Genomic DNA, 15,697 nt, shown 5'->3' with positions numbered 1-15,697 from the left:
CGTGGCCTGCACGCACTTTGTTACAACGTCACTGTGTTTGCGACAGGTAAAAGCCTACGCGCAGCAGTTAAAATCGTGGGTCTTACCAGAGAAACCTCGCATGAATCTTCATGAACAGCTCGGCGCGCTGGAAATGGGCGTCGATCAGCTCATCCAGGCTGTCGTGGCCCCACAGGCCGAAAACATCCCCCAGACACCCGCAGAGGCCGCAGCGCAGGCAGCGCCGGTGGCCAATCACGTCTCATCCGAATCGCAAGCGCAAGACGTTGCGCCTGAAGCAGCGGCGGTCGCGGTAGAGGCAGCGGAGCCGGCACCGGCGCCTGGCGAAGAACCGGCCGCCCAGTTGCAGCCGACGCTCGAAATCAACCGCCCCGCGCAGAACGAGATCACGATGACCATCGGCGGTCAGACGGTCGCGCTGGGTGCTGAGCAGATCGGGCAATTGATCGAGGAATTGTCGAACGCACGTGCCTCGATGAAGCCGGAACCGCCGCCCGGCATCCCGCCGGGCTGGCGCTTCGTCTCGACGAAAAACCCCGTCATGGCCGTGCAGAAACAGTCGAATGGCGACCGTCTGCTGGTGATGCGCCACACCGGCCACGGCTGGGTGCCGTTCACGTTCTCGCCCGACATGGTGATCCAGATGTACATGATGCTCACCAAGGGCTGATATAAAGGTCGATTTAAAAAAGCGGCGCCTGAATGAACTGAACCCCAAAAAGCGTGGACGGGTGTCCAAATTTTTGGGGTTCAGTTTAGAGTGCGCCGCTTTTCTTTTCGTCTGATAAATCTCTGAATGCGCGTCTCAGCGCTCCTGCACCGGCGCCTGCACCCGCGCCTTCCATTGGCCGCCCTTGCCGCGCCAGTAGCGCACCGCCGACGCGAACGTCGCGCCGACATAGAACAAAGCCACCAGCGGCAGAAACGGCGCCCACAGCGGCGAGCGGCGGTAATAGCCGAGCATCGGCGCATAAGCGCAGCACATGAGCGCCCAGGCAAGCCACGCCGGCCAGCCCTGCGGACCGAGCACCAGCGCAGCCACCGGCGGCATCAGGTAGATGATCGTCATGCCCAACAGCGTGCCTGCCAGCAGCAGCGGCGAGTAATGCAACTGGGTAAAGGCCGTGCGCGCGATCATGTTCCAGATCTCACGCCAGCTGTCGTAAGGACGCAGCGACACGCTGCGCGCCGCCACATCCAGACGGATCGGGTGACGCCCCGTGCCGCGATGCTTGATCCGCGCAGCAAGGCTGCAATCGTCGATCAGTTCGGCGCGAATCGACTCGATGCCGCCCGCTTCTTCGAGCGCGCTGCGCCGGACCAGCATGCAGCCGCCCGCAGCTGCGGCCGTGCGGTTGCGCGGGTTGTTGACCCACGAAAACGGGTACAGCTTCGCGAAGAAGAACACGAAGGCCGGGATCAGCGCCTTCTCCCAGAACGAATCGCAGCGCAGACGGACCATCAGCGAGACGAGGTCGCGCTTTTCCGCATCCGCACGGGCGACGAGTTGTGCGACGGCGTCGGCGGGATGGCCGATGTCCGCGTCGGTGAGCAGCAGGAAATCGGCCGGCAGGCCGAGCGTGCGCACCGCCTCGATACCTTGCGACTGCGCCCACACCTTGCCGGACCAGCCCGGCGGCAGCGGCTTCGCGCTCAGGACCGTCAGGCGATCGGGGCATTGCAGTTGCAACGCGGCCGCGCGGGCGGCGTCGGCGGTGCCGTCGGTGCTGTGGTCGTCGACGACAATGACGTGGAACTCGCCCGGATAGTCCTGCTCGAGCAGAGTTGTGACTGCTTGCGCGATCACATCGACCTCATTGCGTGCCGGCACGACGGCGGCAACCGCAGGCCAGGTTTCACGCGGTTCGAGCGTGAGCGGCGTGGCGGGACGCGCCCGCCAGAAACCGCCACGCGCGAACAACAACACGCACCAGATCAGCAGGGAAAGACACGAAAGAAGAAACAGAACCACCGCCATTAACCATTACCCTCGAGTGAACCCGCGTGGACGCCGACGCGTCGCGACAGACGCATCACCACAGTGCGTGCCGCGACGACGCACCAGTCAAGCAAGCCGCCGGATGGCGCCGCACAGCTCGATTCGCAGCCGCCCGGGAGTACGCAACGCGAGCGGCAGTTTATACTGCGCAATCGCGCCGGCGAGCTTGCCGAACAGGAGTGGGTGCACCGGCGCCGCGCGCCGCTCTGATCCGACGCCCATCCAGCGAGCCTTGAAACCTTTCTGTAATGCGGTCGCAAACGTGCACCGCAGGACCACGTAGTTTAAGGGTTCCGCCAAACCGGTGCAGCGTGTAATCATTGCCATCCGCGCATTGCCACCCGCGCATTGCCGCCTGCGCCACGGATGCGGTGCCGAACGGCGAGCCCTCGGTGCGGCGGCTGCCCAACACCTTGGCAGGCGTGCAGAGCAAAGCCGGCCTGATAGCGTTAGAATGCGCGTTTGGTTTTGCTGTACCGGCCTCATCGCCGGGGCTCAAGACGTCAACTAAATAGATGGTCGCGGCGATAAAGTCATAATTACCGACTTCTTCGAGACCCGCGTCAGTCGGAGTTCGCCAATTTATGCGAGTCATCCTTGCTCAGCCCCGCGGCTTTTGTGCGGGTGTTGTTCGTGCCATCGAGATTGTCGATCGCGCGTTACAGCAACACGGCGCGCCCGTGTATGTCCGCCACGAGATTGTTCACAATCGCCACGTGGTAGACAATTTGCGCCAGAAAGGCGCGCGCTTTGTCGAAGAACTCGATGAGGTGCCGCATGGCGCCGTGGCGATTTTCAGCGCACATGGTGTCGCGCAGACCGTCGAGCGCGACGCGGAACAGCGCGGCCTCGACGTGCTCGACGCGACCTGCCCGCTCGTGACCAAAGTTCACGTGCAGGGGCGCCAATATGTGGCTGCGGGCCGTACCCTGATCCTGATCGGCCACGCAGGCCATCCGGAAGTGGAAGGCACGATCGGCCAGATTCCCGGCACGGTGCTGCTGGTGCAGAGCGAGGCCGAAGTCGCGCATCTGGACCTGCCGCTCGATACGCCGCTTGCGTACGTCACGCAGACCACGCTTTCGGTCGACGACACGCGTGGCATCATCGACGCCTTGCTGCGCCGCTTCACCGACATCGTCGGTCCCGACACGCGCGACATCTGCTACGCCACGCAAAACCGTCAGGCGGCGGTGCGTGAGCTGAGCAAAGAGGTCGAGGTGCTGCTGGTGGTGGGCGCAACCAACAGTTCGAACTCGAACCGGCTGCGCGAGATCGGCAGCGAAACCGGCGTGGCGAGTTATCTCGTCGCCGATGGCTCGGAAGTGAAGCCGGAGTGGTTTGCGAACGTGCAGACCGTCGGCATCACGGCTGGTGCTTCCGCGCCGGAAGAGATGGTAACGAACGTAATCGATGCGCTGCGCGCATTGGGGCCTGTCGATGTCACGACGATGGCGGGCCGTGAAGAGAAAGTCGAATTCAAGTTGCCATCGAAACTGATGCAACCACTCGCTGCACGCGAAGTTTAAGGAGGACGTCTTGTCTATTCCGCTGCTACAGAAAGTCCGGGTTGGCGCATACATCATGCGTCAGCATCTCTCTGGCAACAAACGCTACCCGCTCGCCTTGATGCTGGAGCCGCTGTTCCGCTGCAATCTTGCCTGTAATGGCTGCGGCAAGATCGATTATCCGGATCCCATCCTGAATCAGCGTCTGTCGCTCGAAGAATGCCTTGGCGCAGTCGACGAATGCGGCGCACCGGTCGTTTCGATTGCAGGCGGCGAGCCGCTCCTGCACAAGGAAATGCCGCAGATCGTGAAGGGCATCATCGCGCGCAAGAAGTTCGTGTACCTGTGCACGAATGCGTTGCTGATGGAAAAGAAGATGGACGACTACGAGCCGAATCCGTACTTCGTCTGGTCGGTTCACCTGGACGGCGATCAACAGGCGCACGATCACTCGGTGTCGCAGGAAGGCGTGTACGACAAGGCTGTCGCCGCCATCAAGGAAGCGAAGCGCCGCGGTTTCCGCGTGAACATCAACTGCACGTTGTTCAACGACGCCGTGCCGGAACGCGTCGCCGCGTTCTTCGACACGCTCGGCCCGATGGGCGTGGACGGTATCACCGTCTCGCCGGGTTACGCGTATGAACGCGCGCCGGATCAGCAGCACTTCCTGAACCGCGACAAGACCAAGCAACTGTTCCGCGAGATTTTCAAGCGCGGCAACAACGGCAAGAACTGGTCGTTCAGCCAGTCGGGCATGTTCCTCGACTTCCTGGCCGGCAATCAGACGTACGAGTGCACGCCTTGGGGCAACCCGGCGCGTACGGTGTTCGGCTGGCAGAAGCCGTGCTACCTGGTCGGCGAAGGCTACGTGAAGACCTTCAAGGAACTGATGGAAACCACGGAGTGGGAAAAGTACGGCACGGGTAACTATGAGAAGTGCGCGGATTGCATGGTGCACTGCGGTTTCGAAGCGACTGCCGTGATGGATACGGTGGCGCACCCGTTGAAGGCGTTGAAGGTCAGCTTGCGCGGCCCGAAGACTTCCGGCGCCTTTACCAAGGATATTGCTTTGGACAAGCAGCGTCCCGCTGAGTACGTGTTCTCGCGGCACGTCGAGATCAAGCTCGAAGAAATTGGGCGCGCTGGAAAGGGTAAGAAGGTGCAGACGGCGGCTTCCGCTTCCGCACACTGAGAACTTCTGGCATTGGGGCGGCTATGTCCGCCCCATGACTGACGCGCATGTTTCGCAAAAAAGCGCGGTGGCCCGATTGCCACCGCGCTTTTTCTTTTTTGGCTGACTTCAGCCTGCGCTGCGTGCGTTATGCGCAGTCAGGAACTTGATCAGGCCGTCAATGCCGCCCTTGGAAATCTGATCGGCAAACTGCGTCTGATACACCTGAATCAGCCAGGCGCCCATCATGTTGATGTCGTAAATCTTCCAGCCGTTGGCGCCCTTGGTCAGCCGGTAGTCGATGGCATCGTCACCGCCGTTGCTGATCACGTGCGACTGCACCACCAGATCCTTGGCGCCGGCCGCCTCATTGACAGGCAAAAACTTGAACTTCACGTCCTGATCCCGCAACTGCGAAAGCGATGATGCATAAGTGCGCACCAGCAGCAGCGTAAACTGGTCATATAACTGCTTTTGCTGCTCAGGGGTTGCAGTGCCCCATGCCTTCCCGACCGCGATCCGCGTGGTGCGCTGAAAATCGGTAGCCGGCACAAATCGCGTTTGAACCAGCTCGGTAATCTTCGCCATATCGCCACCGCGCGCCTGTGGATCGGCCTTCATCGCGGCCACCGTGCCTTCGACGGCACTCTTCACCACCGCATCGGGCGCGCTTTGCGCATAGGCCGCAGTGGACACCACAGCCGCAGCCAGAAAAGCAGACAGATAACGTTTCATACGCTCGCCAAATCCCCAAGAAGTAAGCGCTGGCAGGCTCACGAGCCCACAGCGAATGCAGGATAGACCAGTATACCGATATTGCGTTCCCGCCCCATCCACGCCATCTGGGAGCCGGCCTTGCTACCGAAGTGGAACCGAGTCGCTCTGGCTCTGTATACTTGTGCACTTTCGTCAAAAACACTATCCGTGATAAGGCCACCTCCGCCTACATGCTGAAGTCATCTATTGTCCGCCTCGTCGCCTATTCGGTGCGCCATCCATCACGGATCATCGCCGTGTCGCTCGTGCTCGCCGTTTTGAGCGGCTTCTACGTTGCCTATAACTTCAAGATCAACACGGATATCGGCCGTCTCGTCGAGACCAACAAGCAATGGTCGTCGCTCGAAAATGCCATGGACGCAGCCTTCCCGGATCGCGGTCAAACCGTGCTGGTGGTGGTCGAAGCCCGCGCACCGGAGTTTGCCGATGCCGCCGCCAATGCCCTGACAGCCGCGCTCAAAGCCGATCCGAAGGAGTTTATCGCGGTCTCGCAGCCCGCCGGCGGCCCGTTCTTTGAACACAATGGCCTGTTGTTCCCGTCGACCGACGAGGTCCTCTCGACCACCTCGCAGCTCGTCCAGTCGCGCCCGCTCGTCAATGCCCTTGCGCACGATCCGAGCCTGACCGGCCTCGCCGGCACGCTCACCACGAGCCTCTTGCTGCCGCTGCAGCTCGGTCAGGTGAAGCTGGCCGACATGAGCCATTTGCTGTCGCAAAGCGCAACCACGTTCGACCGCGTGCTGGCCGGCCAACCGGCGGCCTTCTCATGGCGCGCGCTGGTCGATAAGGGCGCCGCCACGGATCCGGCGCGCGCCTTCGTCACGGTGCAGCCGGTCGTGAACTACGACGCGCTGGAACCGGGCGCGAGCGCGTCGAAAGCGATCCGCGCCACCGCCGCCTCGCTGCACCTCGATACGCGCTATGGCGCCACGGTCCGCCTGACCGGCGAACAGCCGCTCGCGGACGAAGAATTCGCGTCGGTCCAGGACGGCGCCGCGCTCAACGGCATCGGCACCTTCATCGTCGTGCTGGTCATTCTGTGGCTGGCACTGCGTTCGAGCCGCATGATCGTCGCCGTGTTCATCACGCTGTTCGTCGGGCTCGCGATCACCGCGGCGCTCGGCCTGCTGCTGGTCGGCGCGCTCAACATGATTTCGGTCGCCTTCATGGTGCTGTTCGTCGGGCTCGGGGTCGATTTCGGCGTGCAGTTCGGTGTCAAATATCGTGAGGAGCGCAATCGCGACAACCGTCTTTCCGCCGCCCTCATGCATACCTCACATAGCATCGGCGTGCCGCTGACGCTCGCTGCCGTGGCGGTCGCGCTGAGCTTCTTCTCGTTCCTGCCGACGGCTTACCGCGGCGTGTCGGAATTGGGCGAGATCGCCGGCGTCGGCATGTTCGTCGCGTACTTCACCAACATGACGCTGCTGCCGGCGCTGCTGAAAGTCTTCAACCCGCCGGTCGAAGCCGTTTCGCCCGGCTTCAAGCAACTGGCCCCCGTCGACGATTTCCTCGATCATCACCGCAGGCCGGTGCTGATCGGAACGCTCATTGTGGTGATCGGCGCTTCGCCGTTGCTCACGCATTTGCACTTCGACTTCAACCCGCTGCATCTGAAGGACCCGCACACGGAATCGATGGCGACGCTGCTGTCGCTGAAGGATTCGCCGGAAGCTGCGGTCAACAATGTAAGTGTGCTGGCGCCCACGCTGGCCGACGCGGACCAGAAGGCCGCACGTCTGCGCACGCTGCCGGACGTGGGCCGCGTGACCACGCTGGACACCTTCATCCCGGACGAGCAGCAGCAAAAGCTGATGCTGATCGCCAGTGCCGCGCAGCAACTCTTGCCCGCACTGCAGCAACAGTCCGCGCCTCAAGCCACGGACGCGGTGCGCGTCGCCGCGTTAAAGCGCGCGTCGAACCAGCTCTCGCTCGCCGCCGACGACCACCCGGGCCCGGGCGCCGCCGAAGCCAGGCATCTGTCCGCGACGCTGCAAAAGCTGGCCGCCGCCGACGCCGCCACGCGCGAGCACGCCGAAACCGCGATGTCCGAGCCGCTGCGCATCGCGCTGCAGCAACTGGCGGATCTGCTGCAGCCAACCGAGATTACTCGCGACAACCTGCCCAAGGAGATCACCACAAGCTGGGTCTCGAAGGACGGCCGCGCGCTCGTCGACATCGCGCCGAAGGTAAAACCCGGCACCGATCCAAACGACGACGCAATGCTCGCCCGCTTCGTCCACTCGGTGAAGAAAGCGGAGCCGGACGCGATCGGCGGCCCGATTTCGATCCTGAATTCCGCGGATACGATCATCAAGGCGTTCCTGCAGGCGGCCGGCTACGCGTTGCTGTCGATTGCCGTGCTGTTGTGGATTGCGCTGCGGCGGCTCAGCGACATGCTGCGCACCCTGGTTCCGCTACTGGTGTCAGCACTGGTAACGTTGGAGTTGTGCGTGGTGTTCGGCATGCCGCTGAACTTCGCGAACATCATTGCGCTGCCCCTGATGCTGGGCGTCGGCGTAGCATTCAAGATTTATTTTGTCATGGCGTGGCGCAACGGGCAGACTGGCCTTTTGCAGTCGAGCCTCACGCATGCTGTGTTGTTCAGCGCAGCGACCACGGCAACGGCGTTCGGCAGCCTCTGGCTGTCGCACCATCCGGGTACGTCGAGTATGGGACGCTTGCTGGCGCTCTCGTTGTTTTGTACGCTGATCGGCGCTGTGGTGTTCCAACCTGTACTTATGGGCAAGCCGCGCCCACGTCGCGCGAAGCACAAAGGAATATAAGTATGAAGATGCGAACCACCGTGCTGGCGCTGACCGCAACCGGTCTGATCTCCGGTTGCGCGACCGGCCCCGACCGCAAACCGGGCGACCCGTTCGAACCGGCCAATCGCGTGATTTTCAATTTCAACGACGGCGTGGACCGCTTCATTGCCGTTCCGGTCGCCAAGGGTTACCAGAAGGTGACACCGCAGCCGTTGCGCACGGCGGTGAGCAACTTCTTCTCGAATCTGGGCGACCTGACCAACGTCGCCAACAACCTGTTGCAGCTGAAGTTCACGGACGCGACTGAAGACTTTGTGCGTTTCGCGTTCAACTCGACCTTTGGGCTCGGCGGCCTGCTCGACTGGGCGACGCCGGCTGGCTTGCCGAAGCACCACCAGGACTTCGGTTTGACGCTGGGCCACTGGGGCGTCCCGTCGGGCCCCTACGTTGTCTTGCCGCTGTTTGGTCCGAGCACGGTGCGTGACAGCATGGGTCTGATCGTGGACGTGAAGTTCAACCCGCTGAACTACATTGAGCCGGCGGTACGCAATCCGCTGTACGTGCTGCAGTTCGTGAGCGTGCGCTCCGACCTGCTGGGCGCATCCAACCTGCTGCAGCAGGCCGCGCTGGACAAGTATTCGTTCGTTCGCGACGCCTACACACAGCAGCGTAAAGCGCGCCTGCGCGGCACGGGCGAAAACGCCGCGCCGCCCCCGAACTACGAGGACCAGGACGACTCCGGCGCCGCCGCACCCGCCAAGGGTGCTTCGGGCGCGGCGGCGGGCGTACCGAATTACACGGACCCGGGCGACGCAGCGGACGCCCCGAACGCGGCATCGGGAGGCACCACAGGCGCCCCGGCGGGTGCGCCGAACTATTCCGATCCGGGCGAGATGCCGAGCGCCCCAGCGACGGCGCCTGCAGCGGCGTCGGGCGCAATGGCCCCGGCGCCGCTCCAGCAAACCGCGCCGACGGACAAGAAACCGCAGGAAGCAGTCCCGGCGACCCAATAAGGGATTTGAGTCAGACGCCCCGGCACGCGCAAAGCGTGCCGGGCAGCCCGAAAAGCCCACGGCTAGCGTGTCTGAGCGAACCTGGCGGTTTTATGAAGTACCCTTCGGCACGCGGAGCGCCGCCTGAAGAATGACGCCCGAACACTACGCGGGAAGTTCGCCGAGCGCACCAAACGCTTTGCAAGGTTCTGCCGCCGTATTGGCCTGATCGATGAGGGACGCGAGCGCCGGATCATGTCGGGCTTCAGTGACCAAACCGGAGCGAGCGGATGAGCAACGAACAATTTGAGAGTCGCCGGGGCCGCTCCTTGCTTCGGGCAGCGGAGCGGGTGAGCTTGTCGCCGGTTGTCTCACGTGGCCGGTTGAGCAGCTTGAGCGTTGTGACTTTTTTGTTGAAGCCTGACACAAATGAATCTGCGTGCCGATCATGCCTGCGTGCAATCACCACCATGACCGACCGCGAACCGGCTCGCGAGTATGACGTGAACCTATGGTTTGCGGTGCATCACAGTGACATTGGTCAAACGTTCCGTATGGACAAACTGGAAAGGCTGTCTTCGCCTGAAGAACAAGTCCGCCAGCGAGTGAGAGCCACCCTACAAACGTCTTTCATTTGCGTGCCTCACCGCGAATGGGTCATTCCTGCGCCCGTTCCACCGCAGTTTTCTTGTGAGTTTTCGGGCCGTCTCACCACCATCTACGCCCATCTCAAGTCCATGCAGTTCAATGATGCCGCCTAGTGCATCGAGCTCTTCCGTTGCGTCCGCTTCAATCTGCAAATCGTTGATGGTGTCTCCGTCAACGATGGCGCGTACCGGATGTTCCCCTTCGTTGTAGATCGTACCTTTCATGGTTTGCGCCTCCTCTGGATGCCCGCACGGCGGGCGTTGTTGACGCACAGATTAGCGCCGGTCCTGCTTTAACGCTGCCAGTTTCAGCCGGTCTGTGAAGATGTGTCGCGCGACGGCGTTTTTCAGAATTATCCCATTTTGACTCCCAACTCCCCGATGCAGTGTCGTTTATTACGCATTTCTAACGACGCATTACAAAAGGGAGATGTATGAGAATAAACAAACCGTCTTGCGGGCCAGCAGGCAACCTGGCCCGTGTACTGGCGGCATTCATGCTGCTACTGGTCGCGTTCGGCGCAAGAGCTGACTATACGTCCGACTGCACCAGCCGCTACGCGCAGTCCGGTGCGATACCAGGCACTAAATGGTGTGCCCTCGACGCGGCGAGCAATTCTCCAGGTGGGCCGGGTGGCTATGCATGCCTGAACGACATCGACCTCATCAAGAAGTGGTGCGCAGGCGAAACCGATCCGCAGCCTGAAAAGTCCTGCCCGGTTGCCGATCCTGTTTATCCGGGCAGCGGCGCAGTCACGCTCGGCAGCACGGATTTCGTCAGCGGCGACGACATGCCGATGGTGTTCTCCCGCACCTACCGTTCAGTTTCTCTCGGCGCTGCCGGCAATGCGATGGGCCCCGTCTGGTTCCACAACTGGCAGCGTCAACTGAACCTCGCGAGCGCCAACAACGGCGGTTCCTCGAAGGTCGTCGCCTTCCGCGAAAACGGCGAACCGGTCACCTTCAACTGGTCGGGTGGCTACTGGCGCACGGCGGCATTCACCGGCTTCACGTTGGCACAGAACGGCTCGGACTGGCTTCTGACCGACCAGCTTGCCGGCACCGCCGAAACGTACTCCTCCAAAGGCGTTCTGCTTTCGGAGCGCACAAAAAATGGCTTCACGCGAACCCTGAACTATGACGGTTCGGGACGCCTCAACACGATTGCGCAGCACGGTGACGATGCGCTGGTGAAGTTCGATCTGACGCTCCGCCTCGATTACGACAGCAAGGGCCGCATCTACAGGCTGACCGATCCGACAGGTGGCATCACCCAGTATGCGTACGACGCGAACAATAACCTCGTTTCCGTTACCTGGCCCGATGGCAACATCCGCCGCTACGTGTATGACGACAACCGGTTCGCCAATGCGCTCACAGGTGAGATTGACGAAACCGGTACGCGCATCGCTACGTGGACCTATAACGCGGATGGCAAGGCCACTGCGGTCAGTCACCCGGACACGACGCGCAACGTGCAGTTCGCCTATAGCAGTGGCTCGACTGCTGTTACCGACAGCCGGGGCACAACGACGCTGGGCTTCTCGTCGATAGGCGGCATGCTCCGGCCTACCGCAAGCAGTTCAGCATCGGCGACAACTTCCACGACGTGGACCACCTCGGGCAACGTGCTCAGGGAGACGACAGCGAGCGGCGGTACTGCCGACTACAGCTACGACGATGCAGGCCGGCCTGTCCGCTGGACCACGCAGAACCCGGCCACCGGCACGCGGATCGTGTCGACACGCTATGCCGACGCGACAGGTATCCGGCCTTACATGATCGCGTCGCCCGGCAAGCTGCGCACGTTCGTCTACGACGATCGCGGCAACATTACCGGCTACAGCGAACGCAAGACCAGCGACCCGACAGGCGCGAGCGCCTTCGACGCTGCGTGGGATGGTGAGCAGCAGCGCACCACCGGCATCCGCTACGACGCACTGAATCGCGTGACCGGCGCGCGCGTCTACGTCAACAACCAGCTTACCGAGGACTGGGTCTATTTCTACGACACCACCGGCAATCTGGAGACTGCGCAGAACCTCAGGTCGCCGTGGCTTCGTGGGAACTTCGGACGGGACGCGGCGCATCGCGTGACGAGGCAGTCCAGCAACGGTTTCAACGCCGATATTGCCTATGATCCGCGAGGCCGGATAACGCGATTCAGATACGACGAGGCAGCCGCGCCGTCCAACGGCCGCGTGGCACGCGTTCTTGCCGTGGACTATGGGTATGCGTCGGACGGTCAACTGGTCTCACGCAGCGGCACGGTGGCAACAAACGGCGGCGCGCCCGTTTCGATCGGCAGCGATGAGATTGACCAGTGGCTCGATAACTACGAGGCCGGTATCGATCCGGTTGGGCCGCCCCCGGGCACCCTCGGATGGGCTCGCGCACTGCTTCGGGCATCGTCCGAGCCGGGGCTCATACCGATCTGCATCGAGTGCATGTTCAATCCTGCGCTCAGTTGGGGTTGGCAGATGTCGTCAGACAATGACGACCCGTTCGGTATTATCGGTATCGCTGGCACACTTCGCGGCGCGGTCAATGGAATCGCCAATCTCTGCAAGCCGACGCAGGTTACGATTGATGAGCTGCTGGCTGCGGCGAATGAAGCGCACGCGGCTGGGCAGTTGATGAGCAAGGCTGGCAGGGCCGTGACGAAGCACCCAGACTACTTTGGATTTAAAACGGCCGAAGACGTTCGGCAAATCTATCGAACAAGCGAGCAACTCAATGACTTCGCTTCCAGGCAGGTAAAAGATATGCTGGAAAACGGCGTCAGAACCGAAGGAGCAGGCCTGCCCGGTAGTGCGGGTTGGGTAACATATACCCGTTCAGACGGAGTCGCCGCAAGTTGGCGCACTGATGGCGGTTTTATTGGATTCAGAGGTCCGAAGCGATGACAAAGCTCGCGTTTGAACAGATTGAAGACGTCAACGTTGACCGCCCCTATTTGTTCGTATTTCTTCTTGAAGATGAAGAAACATACTGGGTTGGAAAATTTAGTCAGTTTCTTTACATATCTATTAGCGATGACAACAAGCTGTGTTTCGCATTCTATCCGTCCGCAAGCCCGGTCTGCCTAAGCCATGAGCAGTGGAAGGAGATATTGCAAACTGCGGAAACGTTTCTAGACGAAACATTGAACCGCGGCGCCGATTGAAGACGATTAGCGAAAGCGTGAGCAATCCCACCTTTTCTTTAGGTTTGTCGGTGGTCTAAATCCAAAACTGGTGCCGTGATGAAAACGCAGATGGTAAATAACGTCGAACTCGCGTGGTCGTCTGCCCCTCTGGAATACGACTACGTAACGTTAGAGATCCTTTTAGATAGGGACCCGGTGGTCGTGATCAACCGAGAAAAAGGACTGGACAATCTTGAAGTTGAACTATTTGGCCCGACGCCGACAGGAACGATGATGCGGATGGTAAGTTTGTTGGCGTACTCAACCCAAGGAATTCGCTATGAAAACTCAGCTTGTCGAACGAGTGGAGACGGTTTGGTCATCGGCACCTGACGAATACAACTTTGTGACATTGGAAGTATTGCTAGACAGAAATCCAGTTGTCGTCATCAATCGCGAGAAAGGACTGGACAACCTTGAAGTTGAGTTATTCGGACCGACCCCGGACGGCACCATGGTCTATAAATTATCATTAGATCGCCTTATCAATGCCCTGATAGATGGTCGCAAGGGAATGCTGGAGTCACCCTGGACGGGCATCCCAGACAGCGACTCCGACCAATAGCGGACTCGAAACGAGGAGATCCGAGGGGCCGCCTTCGTTCTCGCGATAGCGGAGAGTAGCAGCCAACAGCGGAAGAAGCTCAATCAATCGCGCTTCTTCTTTGCTGCGGCGGAGGGGTTCAATTCCGGCGACCGGACGGTACGGGCCTTCGATTTGAAAACGATGGAAGTTTTGCGCATGTATTGAACCTGAGGTGGTGGAAATGGATAGACCAATTGTGCGTGTAGTCGAGACCGTGGAGTTGGCCTGGTCATCCGGCCCCCACGATTACGACTACGTGACGCTTGAGGTACTGCTGGACGCGAACCCGATTGTCGTCATAAATCGGGAAGCAGGCATTGAAAATCTCGAAGTAGAGCTTTTTGGCCCACTGCCGTCCGGCTGGATGCTCTATAAGCTTCCGCTAGACCATCTGATTGACACATTGATCGAATGTCGTGATGCGATGAAGGAATCCACATGGAAAGAAATACCCAGCAACGACCCGGAGGTTTGAACGAGCTTGAAATAGTTTGGTCCTCGGCCATGCTCGATTATGAAAAGCTGACTCTGGAAATATTGCTAGATAGATATCCAGTTGTGAGGGTGAACCAGGAAAGTGGCATCCAAAATCTCGTGGCTGAACTGGGCGGCCCCGAGTCGAACGGAGAGATGGCGCGAAAAATACCCTTGGATGAATTGATCGATGCTTTGATCGACATACGCAAAACCATGCTTGAACAGGAGCCTGATGACTGAAAGGCGTCCGGCATTTCAGCGGTAGAGAAAGGCGCGAGCAATCGCGCCAGCAAACGGCCGTGCTGCTCGCGCTCTCACCGTGAACTATCGCTGTGCGGCTAATGGTGACCTGGTCTCCGTAGCGGCACGGTTGCAACGAACGGAGGCGCGCCCGTTTCGATCAGCAGCGGTGAGATTGACCAGTGGCTCGATAACTACGAGGCTGGTAGCGATCCGGTTGGACCGCCACCGGGCACGCTTGGATGGGCCTGCTCACTGCTTCGAGCATCGTCCGTGCTGGGCTCATACCGATCTGCATCGAGTGCATGTTCAATCCCGCGCTCAGTTGGGGTTGGGCGATGTCGTCGGACAACGACGACCCGTTCGGTATTATCGGTATCGCTGGCACACTTCGCGGCGCGGTCAATGGAATCGCCAATCTCTGCAAGCCGACGCAGGTTACGATTGATGAGTTGCTGGCTGCGGCGAATGAAGCGCACGCGGCTGGGCAGTTGATGAGCAAGGCTGGCAGGGCCGTGACGAAGCACCCAGACTACTTTGGATTTAAAACGGCCGAAGACGTTCGGCAAATCTATCGAACAAACGAGCAGCTCAATGACTTCGCTTCCAGGCAGGTAAAAGATATGCTGGAAAACGGCGTAAGGACCGAAGGGCGCACAGTGGGAAATTCGCAGGGCTGGGTGACCTATACTCGGTCTGACGGCATTGCAGTGTCATTTCGTCAAGACGGCACATTCATTGGCTTCAGAGGCAATAAACCGTGACAAAACTTTTTTTCGAACGAATTGAGGACATGAATGTTGACCGTCCATACTTATTCGTATTTCTACTCGAAGACGACCAAACGTATTGGGTGGGGAAATTTACCCAATTTCTGGAGATATTCATCCAACCAAACAACGAACTTGAGTTCGTATTGTGCCCTACGCACGATACTGTCAGACTCACCAAGTTACAGTGGCAGGAAATAATGGACAAGTCTCATAAATTTCTTGAATTCGTGCTGGAACGCGGCGATGACTAATATTGACCGCGCAGCCAAGTTCCACGCAAGAGCGTGATCGACTATCTCAGGTTGAACTAATTCGCTGCGATTCCAATCGGGATACTTGTGCACAAAATTTCTCTCGACCACTTAATTGCCGTGCTCATCGAACGCCGTGACGCGATGGAATGAAAGGAGCCACGTGGAAGAAGCCACCTGACGAATGCCCGAACAGTTAGAGGTGCGGCAACAGAAAGGGCGCGAAGATTCGCGGCCTTTCTTCATATCGGCTTTCTTGCGTCAGTTTTGCGCGGTCCCAGGTTGAGATTGACCAGTGGCTCGATAACTACGAGGCCGGTA

16 protein-coding genes are annotated in these 15,697 nt (G+C 60.0%); 12 read left to right on the top strand and 4 right to left on the bottom strand.

Features of this window, described 5'->3' with window-relative positions; translation table 11 throughout:
- The first annotated feature begins 100 nt into the window (after nt 1-100).
- Nucleotides 101-670 carry a hypothetical protein gene (locus tag P3T22_RS00885; protein ID WP_063500558.1) on the top strand — a complete coding sequence of 190 codons (570 nt, stop codon included), beginning with the start codon at nt 101-103 and terminating at the stop codon, nt 668-670.
- A 135-nt stretch (nt 671-805) separates the two neighbouring features.
- Here P3T22_RS00885 and P3T22_RS00880 read toward each other — a convergent pair whose 3' ends face one another.
- Together P3T22_RS00880 and P3T22_RS00875 are read right to left on the bottom strand one after the other, a co-directional pair.
- Complete coding sequence (locus tag P3T22_RS00880; RefSeq protein ID WP_063500559.1) at nt 806-1,978, bottom strand: glycosyltransferase; 1,173 nt, start codon at nt 1,976-1,978, stop codon at nt 806-808.
- Nucleotides 1,979-2,065: 87 nt separating this feature from the next.
- Nucleotides 2,066-2,326 carry a hypothetical protein gene (locus P3T22_RS00875; protein ID WP_063500560.1) on the bottom strand — a complete coding sequence of 87 codons (261 nt, stop codon included), beginning with the start codon at nt 2,324-2,326 and terminating at the stop codon, nt 2,066-2,068.
- Between the two features lie 257 nt (nt 2,327-2,583).
- Between P3T22_RS00875 and ispH the strand changes: the two genes are divergently transcribed.
- Together ispH and hpnH are read left to right on the top strand one after the other, a co-directional pair.
- A complete protein-coding gene (gene ispH / locus P3T22_RS00870) occupies nt 2,584-3,528 on the top strand; it encodes a 4-hydroxy-3-methylbut-2-enyl diphosphate reductase (RefSeq protein ID WP_063500561.1) in 945 nt (314 codons plus the stop codon).
- A 10-nt stretch (nt 3,529-3,538) separates the two neighbouring features.
- A complete protein-coding gene (gene hpnH, locus P3T22_RS00865; RefSeq protein ID WP_063500562.1) occupies nt 3,539-4,699 on the top strand; it encodes an adenosyl-hopene transferase HpnH in 1,161 nt (386 codons plus the stop codon).
- A 108-nt stretch (nt 4,700-4,807) separates the two neighbouring features.
- Here hpnH and P3T22_RS00860 read toward each other — a convergent pair whose 3' ends face one another.
- On the bottom strand, nt 4,808-5,413 hold the full coding sequence (locus tag P3T22_RS00860) for an MlaC/ttg2D family ABC transporter substrate-binding protein (RefSeq protein WP_063500563.1): 606 nt from the start codon (nt 5,411-5,413) through the stop codon (nt 4,808-4,810).
- A 212-nt stretch (nt 5,414-5,625) separates the two neighbouring features.
- Here P3T22_RS00860 and P3T22_RS00855 point away from each other — a divergent pair, with 212 nt between their 5' ends.
- Both P3T22_RS00855 and P3T22_RS00850 read left to right on the top strand, forming a co-directional pair.
- The gene (locus P3T22_RS00855; protein WP_063500564.1) at nt 5,626-8,241 is read left to right on the top strand and encodes an MMPL family transporter; all 2,616 of its coding nucleotides are present in this window, start codon (nt 5,626-5,628) and stop codon (nt 8,239-8,241) included.
- A 2-nt stretch (nt 8,242-8,243) separates the two neighbouring features.
- On the top strand, nt 8,244-9,236 hold the full coding sequence (locus tag P3T22_RS00850; RefSeq protein WP_429323950.1) for an MlaA family lipoprotein: 993 nt from the start codon (nt 8,244-8,246) through the stop codon (nt 9,234-9,236).
- A 596-nt stretch (nt 9,237-9,832) separates the two neighbouring features.
- Here the strand turns inward: P3T22_RS00850 and P3T22_RS00845 are convergent.
- Complete coding sequence (locus P3T22_RS00845) at nt 9,833-10,087, bottom strand: hypothetical protein (protein WP_120306287.1); 255 nt, start codon at nt 10,085-10,087, stop codon at nt 9,833-9,835.
- Nucleotides 10,088-10,359: 272 nt separating this feature from the next.
- On the opposite strand from P3T22_RS00845, the gene P3T22_RS00840 reads away from it, so the two are divergent.
- The 7 genes from P3T22_RS00840 to P3T22_RS00810 all read left to right on the top strand — a co-directional run bounded on the left by P3T22_RS00840 (nt 10,360) and on the right by P3T22_RS00810 (nt 15,116).
- Nucleotides 10,360-12,768, top strand: coding sequence for a DUF6531 domain-containing protein (locus P3T22_RS00840; RefSeq protein WP_429323949.1), 2,409 nt, complete (start codon nt 10,360-10,362; stop codon nt 12,766-12,768).
- Nucleotides 12,765-13,028: a hypothetical protein gene (locus tag P3T22_RS00835; RefSeq protein ID WP_429323948.1), complete on the top strand. Its 264-nt coding sequence runs from the start codon at nt 12,765-12,767 to the stop codon at nt 13,026-13,028. Before P3T22_RS00840 ends, P3T22_RS00835 begins: the two co-directional genes overlap by 4 nt.
- 78 nt (nt 13,029-13,106) lie before the next feature.
- Nucleotides 13,107-13,382: a hypothetical protein gene (locus tag P3T22_RS00830; protein WP_429323947.1), complete on the top strand. Its 276-nt coding sequence runs from the start codon at nt 13,107-13,109 to the stop codon at nt 13,380-13,382.
- On the top strand, nt 13,330-13,614 hold the full coding sequence (locus P3T22_RS00825) for a hypothetical protein (RefSeq protein WP_120306283.1): 285 nt from the start codon (nt 13,330-13,332) through the stop codon (nt 13,612-13,614). Before P3T22_RS00830 ends, P3T22_RS00825 begins: the two co-directional genes overlap by 53 nt.
- Before the next feature lie 202 nt (nt 13,615-13,816).
- The gene (locus P3T22_RS00820) at nt 13,817-14,110 is read left to right on the top strand and encodes a hypothetical protein (protein WP_429323946.1); all 294 of its coding nucleotides are present in this window, start codon (nt 13,817-13,819) and stop codon (nt 14,108-14,110) included.
- Nucleotides 14,107-14,352 carry a hypothetical protein gene (locus P3T22_RS00815; protein ID WP_429323945.1) on the top strand — a complete coding sequence of 82 codons (246 nt, stop codon included), beginning with the start codon at nt 14,107-14,109 and terminating at the stop codon, nt 14,350-14,352. Before P3T22_RS00820 ends, P3T22_RS00815 begins: the two co-directional genes overlap by 4 nt.
- Nucleotides 14,353-14,657: 305 nt before the next feature.
- Nucleotides 14,658-15,116, top strand: a complete 459-nt coding sequence (locus P3T22_RS00810; protein ID WP_429323944.1) for a hypothetical protein — start codon at nt 14,658-14,660, stop codon at nt 15,114-15,116.
- Nucleotides 15,117-15,697: the final 581 nt, after the last annotated feature.

Source organism: Paraburkholderia sp. GAS348, assembly GCF_050434205.1.
GTDB lineage: Bacteria > Pseudomonadota > Gammaproteobacteria > Burkholderiales > Burkholderiaceae > Paraburkholderia.
Note: the sequence above shows the minus strand (reverse complement) of the source record. Positions and strands in the feature narration are given on the sequence as shown.

Bases quoted from the DNA above. Each gene is read 5' to 3' on its own strand.
- P3T22_RS00885 (WP_063500558.1), top strand. From the start codon at position 101: ATGAATCTTCATGAACAGCTCGGCGCGCTGGAAATGGGCGTCGATCAG.
- P3T22_RS00880 (WP_063500559.1), bottom strand. From the start codon at position 1,978: ATGGCGGTGGTTCTGTTTCTTCTTTCGTGTCTTTCCCTGCTGATCTGG.
- P3T22_RS00875 (WP_063500560.1), bottom strand. From the start codon at position 2,326: ATGGCAATGATTACACGCTGCACCGGTTTGGCGGAACCCTTAAACTAC.
- ispH (WP_063500561.1), top strand. From the start codon at position 2,584: ATGCGAGTCATCCTTGCTCAGCCCCGCGGCTTTTGTGCGGGTGTTGTT.
- P3T22_RS00860 (WP_063500563.1), bottom strand. From the start codon at position 5,413: ATGAAACGTTATCTGTCTGCTTTTCTGGCTGCGGCTGTGGTGTCCACT.
- P3T22_RS00855 (WP_063500564.1), top strand. From the start codon at position 5,626: ATGCTGAAGTCATCTATTGTCCGCCTCGTCGCCTATTCGGTGCGCCAT.
- P3T22_RS00850 (WP_429323950.1), top strand. From the start codon at position 8,244: ATGAAGATGCGAACCACCGTGCTGGCGCTGACCGCAACCGGTCTGATC.
- P3T22_RS00845 (WP_120306287.1), bottom strand. From the start codon at position 10,087: ATGAAAGGTACGATCTACAACGAAGGGGAACATCCGGTACGCGCCATC.
- P3T22_RS00840 (WP_429323949.1), top strand. From the start codon at position 10,360: ATGCTGCTACTGGTCGCGTTCGGCGCAAGAGCTGACTATACGTCCGAC.
- P3T22_RS00835 (WP_429323948.1), top strand. From the start codon at position 12,765: ATGACAAAGCTCGCGTTTGAACAGATTGAAGACGTCAACGTTGACCGC.
- P3T22_RS00830 (WP_429323947.1), top strand. From the start codon at position 13,107: ATGAAAACGCAGATGGTAAATAACGTCGAACTCGCGTGGTCGTCTGCC.
- P3T22_RS00825 (WP_120306283.1), top strand. From the start codon at position 13,330: ATGAAAACTCAGCTTGTCGAACGAGTGGAGACGGTTTGGTCATCGGCA.
- P3T22_RS00820 (WP_429323946.1), top strand. From the start codon at position 13,817: ATGGATAGACCAATTGTGCGTGTAGTCGAGACCGTGGAGTTGGCCTGG.
- P3T22_RS00810 (WP_429323944.1), top strand. From the start codon at position 14,658: ATGTTCAATCCCGCGCTCAGTTGGGGTTGGGCGATGTCGTCGGACAAC.